The 13,556-nt window shown below is 31.0% G+C and carries 15 protein-coding genes; 11 read left to right on the top strand and 4 right to left on the bottom strand.

What is annotated here, in order from left to right; genetic code table 11:
• The first annotated feature begins 14 nt into the window (after positions 1–14).
• The 5 genes from ACE193_RS05570 (at position 15) to ACE193_RS05550 (ending at position 2,746) form a co-directional block, all read left to right on the top strand.
• Positions 15–185, top strand: coding sequence for a hypothetical protein (locus ACE193_RS05570; protein ID WP_375562018.1), 171 nt, complete (start codon positions 15–17; stop codon positions 183–185).
• A complete protein-coding gene (locus ACE193_RS05565) occupies positions 143–589 on the top strand; it encodes an SMI1/KNR4 family protein (RefSeq protein ID WP_375563344.1) in 447 nt (148 codons plus the stop codon). Before ACE193_RS05570 ends, ACE193_RS05565 begins: the two co-directional genes overlap by 43 nt.
• A gap of 8 nt (positions 590–597) precedes the next feature.
• Positions 598–1,425 (top strand): NAD-dependent deacetylase, encoded by an 828-nt coding sequence (locus tag ACE193_RS05560; protein WP_375562017.1) that lies wholly within the window; start codon positions 598–600, stop codon positions 1,423–1,425.
• A 212-nt stretch (positions 1,426–1,637) separates the two neighbouring features.
• A complete protein-coding gene (locus ACE193_RS05555; protein WP_375562016.1) occupies positions 1,638–2,075 on the top strand; it encodes a hypothetical protein in 438 nt (145 codons plus the stop codon).
• Positions 2,076–2,284: 209 nt separating this feature from the next.
• Positions 2,285–2,746 (top strand): PA2169 family four-helix-bundle protein, encoded by a 462-nt coding sequence (locus tag ACE193_RS05550; RefSeq protein ID WP_375562015.1) that lies wholly within the window; start codon positions 2,285–2,287, stop codon positions 2,744–2,746.
• Positions 2,747–2,867: 121 nt separating this feature from the next.
• Here the strand turns inward: ACE193_RS05550 and ACE193_RS05545 are convergent, their stop codons facing one another.
• The gene (locus tag ACE193_RS05545; RefSeq protein WP_375562014.1) at positions 2,868–4,202 is read right to left on the bottom strand and encodes a serine hydrolase; all 1,335 of its coding nucleotides are present in this window, start codon (positions 4,200–4,202) and stop codon (positions 2,868–2,870) included.
• Between the two features lie 735 nt (positions 4,203–4,937).
• Between ACE193_RS05545 and ACE193_RS05540 the strand changes: the two genes are divergently transcribed.
• From ACE193_RS05540 to ACE193_RS05530, 3 genes are all read left to right on the top strand, one after another.
• Positions 4,938–5,228, top strand: a complete 291-nt coding sequence (locus tag ACE193_RS05540; protein WP_375562013.1) for a hypothetical protein — start codon at positions 4,938–4,940, stop codon at positions 5,226–5,228.
• Between the two features lie 477 nt (positions 5,229–5,705).
• Entirely contained in the window at positions 5,706–6,743 is a 1,038-nt protein-coding gene (locus tag ACE193_RS05535; protein WP_375562012.1) for a quinone-dependent dihydroorotate dehydrogenase, read from the top strand.
• Positions 6,744–6,780: 37 nt separating this feature from the next.
• A complete protein-coding gene (locus ACE193_RS05530) occupies positions 6,781–7,404 on the top strand; it encodes a hypothetical protein (RefSeq protein WP_375562011.1) in 624 nt (207 codons plus the stop codon).
• 1 nt (position 7,405) lies between these two features.
• Here the strand turns inward: ACE193_RS05530 and ACE193_RS05525 are convergent, their stop codons facing one another.
• From ACE193_RS05525 to ACE193_RS05515, 3 genes are read right to left on the bottom strand one after another with little or no spacing between them, the layout of a single operon-like run.
• Positions 7,406–7,813 carry a hypothetical protein gene (locus ACE193_RS05525; RefSeq protein WP_375562010.1) on the bottom strand — a complete coding sequence of 136 codons (408 nt, stop codon included), beginning with the start codon at positions 7,811–7,813 and terminating at the stop codon, positions 7,406–7,408.
• 32 nt (positions 7,814–7,845) lie between these two features.
• Positions 7,846–8,349 carry a hypothetical protein gene (locus tag ACE193_RS05520; RefSeq protein ID WP_375562009.1) on the bottom strand — a complete coding sequence of 168 codons (504 nt, stop codon included), beginning with the start codon at positions 8,347–8,349 and terminating at the stop codon, positions 7,846–7,848.
• Positions 8,342–8,974: a VWA domain-containing protein gene (locus ACE193_RS05515; RefSeq protein WP_375562008.1), complete on the bottom strand. Its 633-nt coding sequence runs from the start codon at positions 8,972–8,974 to the stop codon at positions 8,342–8,344. Before ACE193_RS05515 ends, ACE193_RS05520 begins: the two co-directional genes overlap by 8 nt.
• 216 nt (positions 8,975–9,190) lie before the next feature.
• Here ACE193_RS05515 and ACE193_RS05510 point away from each other — a divergent pair, with 216 nt between their 5' ends.
• The 3 genes from ACE193_RS05510 (at position 9,191) to ACE193_RS05500 (ending at position 13,528) form a co-directional block, all read left to right on the top strand.
• Complete coding sequence (locus tag ACE193_RS05510) at positions 9,191–10,156, top strand: DUF2167 domain-containing protein (RefSeq protein WP_375562007.1); 966 nt, start codon at positions 9,191–9,193, stop codon at positions 10,154–10,156.
• A gap of 171 nt (positions 10,157–10,327) precedes the next feature.
• On the top strand, positions 10,328–11,395 hold the full coding sequence (locus ACE193_RS05505; protein WP_375562006.1) for an NAD(P)-dependent alcohol dehydrogenase: 1,068 nt from the start codon (positions 10,328–10,330) through the stop codon (positions 11,393–11,395).
• A 150-nt stretch (positions 11,396–11,545) separates the two neighbouring features.
• On the top strand, positions 11,546–13,528 hold the full coding sequence (locus tag ACE193_RS05500; protein ID WP_375562005.1) for a hypothetical protein: 1,983 nt from the start codon (positions 11,546–11,548) through the stop codon (positions 13,526–13,528).
• Positions 13,529–13,556: the final 28 nt, after the last annotated feature.

The following is a 13,556-nucleotide window of genomic DNA, read 5'->3' as shown; positions in this document are numbered from 1 at the left end:
AAATTATCAAAAATATGAAATGGTTATATAAAATAGTAGATGAGGTTTTCGAAAGAATGCAAAAAGAAGAGTTTGCTATGAGTGTTGAAGATTATTATTTTCCTAAAGAAATGATTGAAAAGGAAGATGCTAAAAATAAAAAATATGGAAACCTGTTGCTAGTTCTATTACAGATGAAGAATTAGATGAGTTAGAGAACAAAATAAATAAAAAGCTACCCAAATCTTACAGAGAGTTTTTGAAGTACAAATATTTTAAAGAGTTTATGTTAGAAGATTATGGAATAGACTTTCCTTCTCATTTACCTAACAAAACGATTGATGATATTCTAGAACGAGAAGAAATATTTGCAGATGAATTTATGCCAAATGGTTTTATTTATTTTGCCGATTTTTCTGATTGGGGCTTTCTTTGTTTTGATACAAATCAAAATAGAGAAGAAAATGAATACCCTATCGTAATGATTGACCACGAAGACACAGAAACTATTCATTTATATGCAGAAGATTTCAAAGATTTATTAGAAAGTGATGAAGATAGAAGTAATAGATTTATAGAAGATTTGAATGATTTTAATAAAGAAAAATAGAATCAAAAATGAACAAACAACCCCTAAAAGACCACCTAAAACAAGCCATAAATTCCAATAAACGAATTACATTTTTAGTAGGCGCAGGTATTTCGGCTGAAAGTGGTATTCCTACTTTTAGAGGAACAGAAGGCTATTGGAAAGTAGGCTCTACCAATTATCAACCCCAAGAAATAGGAACATATCAAATGTTTTTGAAGCAACCTTTAGAAGTTTGGAAGTGGTTTTTATTTCGTAATACGGTTTGTAGAGCTGCTAATCCCAACTCTGGGCATCACGCCTTGGTAGAGATAGAACAAATGCTAGGAGATAATTTTGCGCTCATTACTCAAAATGTAGATGGATTGCATATCAGAGCTGGAAATACTTATCATCGAATGTATCCCATACACGGAGATTTGAATTATGCTAGATGCAGCAAAGAATGTTCGAAAGAATTATATCCCTTTCCCAACATTCCCAAACAAAGAGAGGAAGATTTGACAAAGCAAGAAATAAAACTACTCAAATGCAAAAAATGTAATGAATTTTTGCGTCCTCACGTTCTTTGGTTTGATGAATTTTACAATGAAGAATATTATAAAGCTGAGTCTGCCTTGAAAATAGCAGAAGATACAGAGGTACTTTTTATCATAGGAACTTCTGGCGCAACAAATCTTCCACACCGTATTTTCAAAATTGCTTTGCTTAACCGTGCTGTCGTTGTGGTTATTGATATTGCAAGTAATATTTTTTCAGAGGTAATAGAAGAAGATTATGAAGTAGGTTATGTTTACCAAGAAAAAAGTGGAAAGGTTTTGCAACAAATAGCAGAAATGATTAAGAATGTGATTTAATGGGTTTTGTGTAGTAAAAATATAATACTGAAAGAGTTAGCTGTTTTGTAAATGATTTTTTGAATAATTATAAATGCAATGTGAAGTTTTTGAGAATAAATTTAGTGATTTTTAACAAATTATTAAGGAATTATAAAAACAATCTAAGGAAGTAGGTTGTTAGTGTGGCTGATTACTTTAAATTATTTTTTTTTACTAAAACAAACCCTATTATGAAAAATTATTGGAAAACAGCAATGTGGAGCATGGCTCTAATTTTATTCACATTTATGGCTGCTAGTTGTGGTGATGACTCAGATGACGAAGATCCTTTACAAACTAAAACATACACGCTTGAAAGTGTTGGTGGTTCTGGTGTAGCTGGTACAGTTACTTTCACTGAAGTAAATGCTACAAGTACGACTGTAACTACGAGTCTTACAGGTGCGCCTGATGGAGGTAGTCATCCTGCACATATTCACGATGGTGTTTCAGGAAGTGGTGGTGATGTAGCATTCAATATTGGACCTATTGAAAACTCTACAAATACAGCTACTGTAACTGCAAGTTATGATGAACTTATAAACTATAATGGTTATGTAAATGTACACCTTAGTGCAGATAGTTTACAAGTAGTGGTAGCTACGACTAACATCGGCTCAAACGAATAAAACTATTCTGAATACCAATTAATTGAGTATTCATTCAAAGCAAATTACTTTGAGGGCAATTTTATTTCTGAATTTCTTTATGAAATTTTGAAATAGAATTGCTTTTTTTATGTCAAAAAAAATGAAACAATAAAAACAATTTAGTATATCAAGTGTTATATAGTTATAAATACATTTTTTAATATTTAATTTTTTAAACTACAAATAATATGAACAACGAATCAAATAGAAAAGCAGTAGAAGCCTTAAACGAACTTATCGAAAAAAATTATGATGCTGAAAAAGGCTATACAGAAGCTGCTAAAGAAGCCGAAAATCATGAATTAAAAGACTTTTTTACAAAATCAATAAAACAACGTTATGATTTTGGACACGAATTAAAAACAGAAATAGCCAAACTAGGAGGAAGTCCTAAAAAAGAAACAAGTATTACAACAGATTTACATCACCTATGGATAAATTTAAAATCTCTAGTAGGTGGAAAAGATGTTGAAGTCGTAGTAGATGAATGCGAGCGAGTAGAACAAGCAGCCATTGAAGATTATGAAAAAATCTTGAAAATAGATGAAATTCCGATGGAAACAAAAACTGTTATTCATAGTCATTTACAACAAATTCGCCCATCATTAGAGCATTTGAAGCAGTTAAAAGAACGCTTCATTACTGCATAAATAGCTAAACAGAACTAAAACACAAGCAAAAAACCAATTATTTTACAATATACTGTAAAAATAATTGGCTTTTTTTATGTTAGAAAACAAACTAACTCAAAATATAATTTTTTACTAATGACTAATCTTTCACAATCTTCAAATAAGTAGTTGTTTTTGTTCCGATAGGGGTAATTTCGACAAAATACATTCCTTTTTTCCATTTACTGGCAGCAATACGAACAGAATGAGTAATCTGTGCTTTATAAATAACCTTCCCCAAAGCATCACGAATAGCAATATCATACCTACCATTCGGAATCTTTAAAAAATAATTCTCATTACTTGGATTCGGAAAAACTTTCATATTTTCTTCTCCTTCGTCTTCATTCGTCAAAACAGGTGAATCACAAGATAAATTAGAAATCCTACCCCAAAGCTCATTATCAAAAGAAGAAACAGCATTTAATCTATCAGATTCGGCACTATTTCCTACCCTAACAACTACTAAATTCTGACTTGGAACAACATAAATTTTTTGGTCATTTGCACCCAAAGCTGCAATCATATCAGAAGGCGCATTTGGAATCATAGAACCTTCATAAATCTCATCCGAAGCAGGAATTTTAAATTTATCTTTTCCATTGAGCCACCACAAATAACCATACGCAGGATTAAGAAGTTGAGAAGTCGTTGTCATTTGTTCAAAATACATAGCATCATTCAAAACAGGATTGTTTTCCCATTTTCCTTTATTCAAAATCAAAAGACCAAAACGAGCCATACTACGAGGTTTGGAAACTAAAATATAATTTAAAAAAGCTCCTGTAATTCCTGTTTTGCGAGTAACTCGCTCTGCAAAATATTGATTGATAGGTTTTCCTGTTGCGCTATCCAAAACATGTTGTAAAAGACGATACGGAGAATTATAGTAATACCAACGAGTATCAGGTTCAGAGCCGTAATTTAAGCAAGAAGGTTCAATACAATTATCTACTCCTGTAATATCAGCTTCTCTCAGCCCTGTTGTCATTGTCATTTGATGGCGAATTGTGATTTTATCTTCTTGTTCTTTTGTTAGACTTGTCCAACCTTCCCCCAAATAAGTTGAGGTTTTTTTATTAATATCCAACAAACTAGAACGCTGTGCAATTCCTACCAACGTAGCGACCATAGATTTTCCTGCTGAAGCCCAATACCAAACACTATCACCAGTAAAAGTTCCAAAATATTTTTCCAAAACAATTTTACCATTTTTCAAAACAATAAAACCTTTTGTATTCTTCTCTTCTAAAAATGTATATAAACTATCGATATGCTGCTCACACCATTCTAGTTCTGAAGCTGACATTGTTTCCCAGTTATTTTCTTCCGTTTCTATAAGTGGAGGAAAATATAAATTTTGAGCATTGGCAAACTCAAAATGAAACAAGAATAAGACAAAGACTATAAAAATACGTGTAAAAATTGATTGCATAAGGTTAAAAAATTAAATAGGGAAAGAAATTAGTATTTAGATAAAGGTTTTTCTATAAAGTTTAATCCAAGACTAATTTCGCTACCAAAGTTGAACTATTTATTATACATAAACCTATTTAGGAGGGGTAAATGTTTACTCAATCAAAAGTAGTTGTCGAAACTCTAAAGAGTTCCAAGAGCCTTAGGGTTAAATATATTTTTAAAAAATAAATGAATCCAAATATCTTAAAATTATTTAAAATTTGTATAAATGGTGAAATTATTTGAGTGAAGTTACTAAATATTCAAAATAAATTCAGAATTTGTAAATAATTATTGTCTTTTAAGAAACCCAAGAGATATATTTTCCGTTCTAATAATACAATCAACAACTAAACACTTATAAATCAATGAGTTATGGTGTAAGTGTACTTGTTAATTTGATTGTAAAAGAATTTTTTTCAAAGATAGTTTTAGGGATTCTTTGAGAAACAGAAATTCAAAGTTTTGAGAGCTTAAAATAGTAGAAGAATGATAGTTTTAGAAAATAGTTTTATTTATCTTCTATTAAATTTTAACGTTTTCATATCAATAGGGTTAAGTTGTAAGTTGAAAAGAGTCCGATAAGTTATCGGACTTTTTTTTGTATAATAGTTTTCAAAACATATTTATGCTCAACTAATTATTTCTCTAACTCTAGTCTTACTTTGTATTCACTTCTAAAATCATACTTCTAACTTCTAATTTTATTTTTATGGCTGCCCTAATGATGATTTTTGCTTTTTCGTGTTCTATTTTCCTTATTGGAATCCTAACCAAAATTGCCTTTTTTAATAAAAATACCATTTCAGAGAAAGAAAAAGAAGAAGTTGCAGAGCTAAAACAACGCAATCACGAATTAGAAATGCGTATGGAAACACTAGAAACCATCGTAACAAGTATAGACCCAGAGCTTTTGGGAGGGCTTTTAGAAATGAATTCTACAAAAAAGCGAGTTCCCAAAAATGTAAGAGATAAAATTGATAAGATTAAAAGAAAAGGATAGGTTACGAATTACGAATTGAGGTTATCGGACAATTTTTGTGAAATTTTGATTTTTACTCCGTTAGGAGTTTTATAGCATTTTTTACTACCTATTCTAAATGCTACCAATATCAAGTTTCTATGGAACAGAAAGGCAAATAAGTGTATTAATGAGTTGTAATTTAACTACCATGTTAGACGCTCCACAAAAATTGTCAGATAACCCAAATTTTTTCATCCTAAAAACTGTATTTACTTTACAATTCATTTTATTCTAATAAATTTGTATTCAATCTGTATTTTCAATCCTAACAACCTCTCCCTAACCATATCTTACAGAAATAATTGTATTTTTGTGAAATCATAATTTTACACTGTATGCAATAGAAATTAATTAAGGTACTATTTTAAAGAAATAAGCTATTAATTTTAGTGTATTAAATTAGCTTCGCTGAATGTTCATTTCGTAATCCGTAATCTTTAATTCGTAATTGTTGTTATGTATTCACTTCTACGCCCTCTTTTTTTCAAACTTGATGCTGAAAAAGCACATTATACAGCCATTGCAGGATTACAAACCCTTCTAAAATTTGGAGGGAAAACGATTGTAACAAATTCCATAAACTCAGACAAACGATTAGAAAAAGAAGTTTTTGGACTAAAGTTCAAAAATCCTGTAGGTTTGGCAGCAGGTTTTGATAAAAATGCAAAATGGATTGAAGAGCTAGACCAGCTCGGTTTTGGATTTATAGAGATAGGAACACTCACACCAAAACCACAAGACGGAAACCCAAAACCTCGTTTGTTTCGTTTAAAAGAAGATAATGCACTCATCAATAGAATGGGTTTTAATAATGAAGGTGTAGAAATTGCCGTCGAAAGATTGAAACAAATAAAAGCCAAAAAACCACATATTATTATTGGTGGAAATATTGGAAAGAATAAAGTTACTCTGAATGAAGAAGCGACAAACGATTATTTGATTTGTTTTGACGCACTCTTCGATTATGTGGACTATTTTGTGGTAAATGTAAGTTCGCCAAATACACCAAATCTTAGAGAGTTACAAGAAAAAAAACCACTAACAGAACTTTTACAAACCCTACAAAATCACAATCAAGAAAAACAAAATCCAAAACCGTTACTTCTCAAAATTGCGCCAGACCTTACTGATTCTCAACTTGATGATATTATAGAAATTGCTAAAGAAACTAATCTTGCAGGAATAATTGCCACAAACACAACCATCAGCCGAGAAAATCTCAAAACAGAATCTCAAAAAGTAGGAACTATCGGAAATGGTGGACTAAGTGGAAAACCATTAAAAAACCGAAGTACAGAAGTAATTGCTTATCTTCATCAAAAATCAAATGCAGCCTTTCCAATTATTGGAGTAGGAGGAATTCATAACCCAAAAGATGCACTAGAAAAATTAGAAGCTGGAGCATCTTTGATTCAACTTTATACAGGTTTTATTTATGAAGGCTGGGAATTGATTAGTAAAATAAATAAAGAAATTTTAAACAGTAAACTCTAAGGGTTTTCAGAAACCTTTAGGGTTAAAGTTTACAATTATGGACACACAAGAACAAGAATACGATTTTTTGCCCTACGTTTTTACAGAAAAAATGTATTACATTGATGCAGTAAAATCAGAATGGGAAATTGAAGCAAACGAAAATCCAACACAGGAAAGTCAAACAAGACAAGTTTCTCAAAATCAAGAACCAAAAACTCTAAAACAAGAAATTAATAAAATTAAATCAGATAATTCTGAAAATCAAAATAAAGAGGTTTTAGATACAGATTTTTCTTATTTCGGAAAAAACCGTAAAAACTTTTTGATTTTGATAAAGGAAACTGAACAAGAAAACCTAAAAGATGCTGACAATAAACTTCTGACAGGAATTTTGGCAGCAGGACAACTTTCGCTTAATGATGTAGCGATTGTAAATATGGCAAAAACAAAGGCGAATTTTCTGGATATGTACAAAAAATTAAAACCTACTTCGGTAGTTAGTTTTGGTGTGGATACAAAAAATTTAGGCGTTCCACATGAGTTTGAAACATATAAACCAACCAAAATAAAAGCAATTACGTGGATTGTTTCGCATAATTTTGTGGCTCTACATTCTGACAAAACCAAAAAACTAGGACTTTGGACGGCTTTGAAAGAATTGGAATGTTATGTTTCTTAATCTATAAACCCAATCGTTCGGCTTCCTCTGGATTCTGTTTTTTGAGTAATGCAAAATCACTGTATTGCGTAATAATATTAAATTTCAAAAGTAGATTTGCTGTGTCTTCACTTGCCTCATAAAGTTCTTCATGCTTTTTTATGTAAATAGCATTGTGTCTTTCTTGGTCTAGTTTGAAATATTCTTGCATAATATCATTATCGACTTTTTCTCGTTCTTCTGTGGATAATGCTTCTTTTTCCTTGCCCATTTCTACAAGTTGAGCAACATATTCATCAAACCATTTTTGTAATTGGGAATGAATATCGTTTATGTTGCTTTCAGTTTTGTATAAAAGGTCATAAATTTTATCGTTAAGTTGATTGGCAAGGTTCATAATGCGTTTGCCTAAAGACGTTTCATTTTTCATAAGATTTTTGATTAAATTTAGTTGAATTAATTTTACATTCTCATTACTCTAGAAAATTTTATTACCCATTTTCTATTTCCATAAATAGTTTTGATTTCTAACATTGAACTTGAAAGTGTAATAACTTCCCAAAAAACATTAGGTTCTTTGTGTCTATATAAGGCAATTTGTTTTTTTTCTTTCAGATAATGCCAAGAGATAGGTTTTTCAGTTTCAAAAAAGTTGCTTTCTAGTTTTCCATTGTTTGTATCTCTGAAAATAAAACTACTTGTTTCAAAATTTAAGAATAAAATCTTTTTCTTTGAAAGAAGGACAGAATCTCGTTGAAGAAGAATTTGTTTTTGTTCTTCTGAATAATACTTTTTTCCTTCAATAAGTGCTGAACTCATCTGTTCGATTTTCCATTCTCCTACTAAATCACTGTCTTTTTCTAAAAATTTACTTCCAAAAAAGTAAAAAACAGAAAGTGCTATTACCAAAATAAAAGTAATAGCACCATAAAAAATAGCATTTGTAATTCGCAAAATATTATTCATAAAAATTACTACCTGTATCTTCTTTATTTCTAATTTTTTTGCTGTAACTCATTCGTGATGCTTTTTCTTTGCTAAACATTTTTTTGATGTCTTGCTCATTTGCCTCAAATTTCATTGTGTTATTGATAGAAATTGTTGCTGCAAATTTTTCTACATCGTGATTTGCACCAATATAGGTAAATGTCCAGTTTTGTGATTTTAACTCTTCTACCATTTTTTTGATGGTTGCTCCATTGTATTCTTTTGATGAATTTTCTTCTCCGTCTGTCAATATAGTTACCAAAACATTATAATCCGAATGTGTTTGAGTGATTTTACGAAGCTGTGAAATGCTATTTCCCATCGCATCAAAAAGAGGTGTTCCTGCTGTGGGACTGTACTGTCTTTCATCAATTTCTTTTAGTTTTTCTACACTTTCATTTTCTAAAAGAATATTTATTTTTAGAGAATTGAAGGTAACAAGTGTAATAAAATGAGCCTGTTCTGGATATTCTTTGGCTACTCCTTTGACGGTTTGGACGACTTCATTAAAACCACTAATAATAGTTTTTTTGATTGATTCCATCGAACCACTTTCATCAAGAATGATAAGGTTAAATACTTTGTGTGTTTTTTGATTTGACATAATAGGTAATTTGGATTTAATTAAAATAAATAAGAAAATAAGTCTTCTTGAACTTTTTTTGATTAGAGATATGTTGCTAGTCCGTACAGATGATAAATAGTATAAAATCAGTATAAGATGATTTTTTATTGTTAATAAATTTATACGTATCTTTACATCTTTATTTTTTAGAACTGTTTTATTACATCAAATTTAGATTTGATTTTGTAATAAAAAATGAAAAATAATTTAGATTACACACCTAATTTTACCACAGAACACTTATTTACATTACTCAATTTAAACAAAAATTATAACATGAAAAAAATAGTATTCAGTTTCTTGTATCTTTTTATGACTCTTTTTAGTTTTACTGTGCATGCTCAATTAGTAGTAGAGGATAGCACACAAATTTTGATTGATAACGTAGAACAATCACTTAATTATCAAAAAGGTATCATTGAGTTTGAAACAGGAAATGCAACACTAAATGTTCCTGAAGGTTTTGGTTATCTCAACAAAGAACAAGCTAATTATGTCTTGAGCGATTTATGGGGGAATCCGAAAGATGAAACTATTTTAGGAATGCTTGTTCCGTCAGATAAAAGTGTTTTGGCTGACGATGGCTGGGTTTTTACAATTAGCTTTGAAGAAATGGGCTATGTAGAAGACAAAGATGCTGATGACATTGACTATGACGAGCTTTTGGCACAAATACAAGAAGAAATGAAAGAATCAAATCCTGAAAGAGTACGTTTGGGATATGAGCCAATTACTTTAGTAGGTTGGGCATCCAAACCTTACTATGATAAAGATAAAAAAATATTACACTGGGCTAAAGAAGCTAAGTTTGGAGAAAATTCTAACAATACATTGAATTATAATTTACGTGTTTTGGGACGTAAAGGAGTATTTATGTTAAATGCTGTTGCTCCTATGAACCAATTACCAGAAGTAAAAGCAAATATTGATAATGTTATTGGGAGTGTGAAATTCAAAGAAGGACACACTTATGCTGATTTTATTCCAGATGTAGATAATGTAGCAGCTTGGACAATTGGAGGCTTAGTGGCAGGAAAAATCCTTGCAAAAACAGGGTTTTTCATTGTACTTCTAAAGTTTTGGAAAGTTATTGCATTAGCTGTTGGTGGTGCAGCAACGACTCTTTGGAAATTTTTAAAAGGACGTAAGAAAGGAGAATAATTTAGGATAAGTAAAAAACAGTAAAAAGTCATAGAATCCAATTCTGTGACTTTTTTATTTGCCTAATAGAGCCATACATTCTTCAATTTACTATTTTTTATAATAACATTAAAGCTATCCTACTGTTGATTAGAAGTAAATTATAAAATAACTAAAACCTAATTAAACTATATGTCAAATCAAGTAAAAGCATTTGGAACAGAAGCAAAAGACAAGCCTTTAGAACAAATAACCATAGAAAGAAGAGAAGTAACTGCAAAAGATATTGAAATTGATATTTTATATTGTGGCGTTTGTCATTCCGATTTACATACTGCCAAAAATGACTGGGGAGGCACGGTTTACCCATCAGTTCCAGGGCATGAGATTGTAGGAAAAATCACCAAAGTAGGAAGTGATGTTACCAAACTTAAAGTAGGCGATTATGCTGCTGTGGGTTGTATGGTGGATTCGTGTCAGACATGCAATAGTTGTAAGCAGGATTTGGAACAGTATTGTTTGAATGGTTTTACAGGAACATACAACGGAAAAGATAAGCATTTGGGAGGACGAACTTTTGGTGGATATTCTGAAAAAGTGATTGTAGATGAAAACTTTGTCTTGAAAGTACCTAAAAATCTTGCAGATTCTAATTTGGCTGCTGTTGCTCCTTTGCTTTGTGCAGGTGTTACTACATGGTCACCTTTGGTGCATTGGAATGTGAAAAAAGGAAGCAAAGTTGCCGTTATTGGTTTGGGAGGTCTTGGACACATGGCAATCAAACTTGCTAAGGGAATGGGCGCAGATGTTACACTTTTTTCTCGCTCTCCAAGTAAAGAAAAAGATGCAAAAGAACTAGGTGCTGACACAGTTATTATTTCAACAGATGAAAGTCAAATGAAGTCAGTAAGAGGAAATTTTGATTTAATTATTGATACTGTTCCCTACGAACACAATTTGAATCCATATATTTCTACACTTTCAATAAATGGAACTTTAGTTTTGGTTGGTTTTATAGGCGAATTAGATTCTATGCTAAAAACTCCAACTATGATAATGGGAAGGCGTTCGGTTGCTGGTTCTGTAATTGGTGGAATAAAAGAAACTCAAGAAATGCTAGATTTTTGTGGAAAACATAATATTGTTTCAGAAATTGAAGAAATCAAGATGCAAGAAATAAACGAAGCCTACGAAAGAATGCTCAAAAGTGATGTTCGTTATCGTTTTGTGATTGATATGAAATCATTGAAAAATCATTAATTCAAGTGTATAACAGACTTCCCAGTCTATTTGAAATTATTTCTCTAACTGGTTTAAGCGTCGACGCTTAAACCAGTTATTTTTTTTAGAGAAAAATCATTATTTTTAGATACAAAAACTAAAATCTAGTTCTAATTTTAAATTCTAAAAATGAAATTTCAATCCATTGTATTTTTCCTAATTGTTGTTTTTGCTACTTTTTCATCTGTCCAAAATAGTTTTTCGCAGACAAATTCCTATTCTCTTACTCCAAAAGTAGATAGTGCATTGGTTCGTTTTTCAGTTTTTGATGCGAATAATCAACCTCTACAAACCAAAATCTGTTTTTATGGAAAGAATACAAAAAAGACATTTTGTATAGAAGATGAAATAAGTAAAGCAAATAATCAAAATGAAATTTTGCTTCCAAATAATGATACCTATTTAGTTTATTCTTCTATTTCTGTTTTGGCGTATCAAATTCCTGTTTCTGAGGTCGAAAATCAATTTTATAATCTCGCTTTTGCCTTTCCAACCGATAAAAAAGACCAACTTCAACCCACGCCAGAAAAAGCTCTTATTCGTATTTTGCCAATTAATAATGAAAAAGAACCACAAAAGGCAAAAATTACGCTTACAAGTTTGAAAGATAATTCGGTTTATAATTCTATTGATAAAAATTCTATTACTGCAACGAATACAGATTCTACCAATTCAGAAGGAGCAGCCGTTTTTTTAGTTCCTACTGGTGATACGTATTCTATTTCAATTAATGGAAATGCAAATTATGATAAAATAGAAGTGGAAGAAAAGTATTTTTCAAAAGTGGATAGATATATTCAGTATGAAGGAATGAAAATTGGAAATTTACAACCTTCTTTGGATAGTGCTGTTTTTAGTCTTATTTATTTAGATTTGGCTGAAAATCCTGCAATAAATGAAATTTTTACAATCACACGCAAAACAACAGGAAAAGAATATACCACCTTACCAACAGATGCAACTGGAAAAACACAGATTAAAATTCCTATTGGAGATACCTATTCGATTGGAATAAAATATTTCAAAGATTTTATGGAGCAGGAAGTAAGTAGCGATGAAGGAATATATGTTTTGCCTTTAGAAATTCTCTATCCAAGTTCGGAGCAAATAGAAGCAAGGCGAAAAGAAATGGAACAAGCCGACAAAGAACGTGAAGAAGAATGGAAAAAATTAGAAGCAGAAATGGCAGCTTTGGATAAAAAAAATGAAGAATTACGTCAAGCACGTATCAAAAAAGCACAAAAAGAAGCCGAAAAAGCACAAAAAGAATATGAAATACGAGTTGAAAAATTAAGACAAGCTAGAAAATTACAAGATTCTTTAGAATCTATTAGAGTACAAAAGGAAATAGAAGACTATCAAAGAGAGTTTCAAAAACAAGAAGAAGAACGAAAAGCACTTGCAGCCAAAAAAGAAGCAGAACTAAGAGAAGCTGAAGCAAAAGAATTGAGAGATGTTTTGAAACGAAAACAATACAGTTGGGGAAGTGATACCGTAGTAACCAAAATTTTGAATAAGAAAGAATGGAAAAAGAAACTGGTTGTTTTGGACGTAACTTCAAGTATGTTGCCCTATATCGAACAGGTAAAATATTGGTACAGTCTGAATTATGCCCAAGATTCGACGATGGAGTTTTATCTTTTTAATGATGGAAATGGAATGTCTTCTGCAAGAAAAGAAATTGGCAGAACAGGAGGAATTTATGAATGCAAAGCCTGTCAAATCAATGGATTAGAACGATTGATAGAGAAGGCAAGGGCAGCAGGAAATGGAGGAGATTCACAAGAAAATGACCTTGAAGCTATTTTGTATGCTCTAAAATATACAGATGGATATGATGAACTTGTTTTGGTAGCCGATAATATGAGTTATGCAAGAGATATGATTATGATTGGAAAAATAGGTGTTCCTGTCAGAATTATTTTGTGTGGAACTCATCGTTTTGTCAATGAACAGTATTTGGATATTGCCTACCGTACAAAAGGTTCTGTTCATACCATCGAAGAAGAAATTACAGATTTGAGTGATATGATAGAAGGAAAAATGATTACAGTAAATGGCTATGAATATCGTTTTACAAAAGGGCGTTTTTTTAGAATGCCGAAGAAATAAAATTATTTTTATTACAAAAATGATGTAT

This window comes from Bernardetia aquimarina (genome assembly GCF_042180575.1).
Classification (GTDB): Bacteria; Bacteroidota; Bacteroidia; order Cytophagales; family Bernardetiaceae; genus Bernardetia.
The sequence above is the reverse complement of the archived record's forward strand: the minus strand, read 5'-3'. Positions and strand labels throughout refer to the sequence as shown.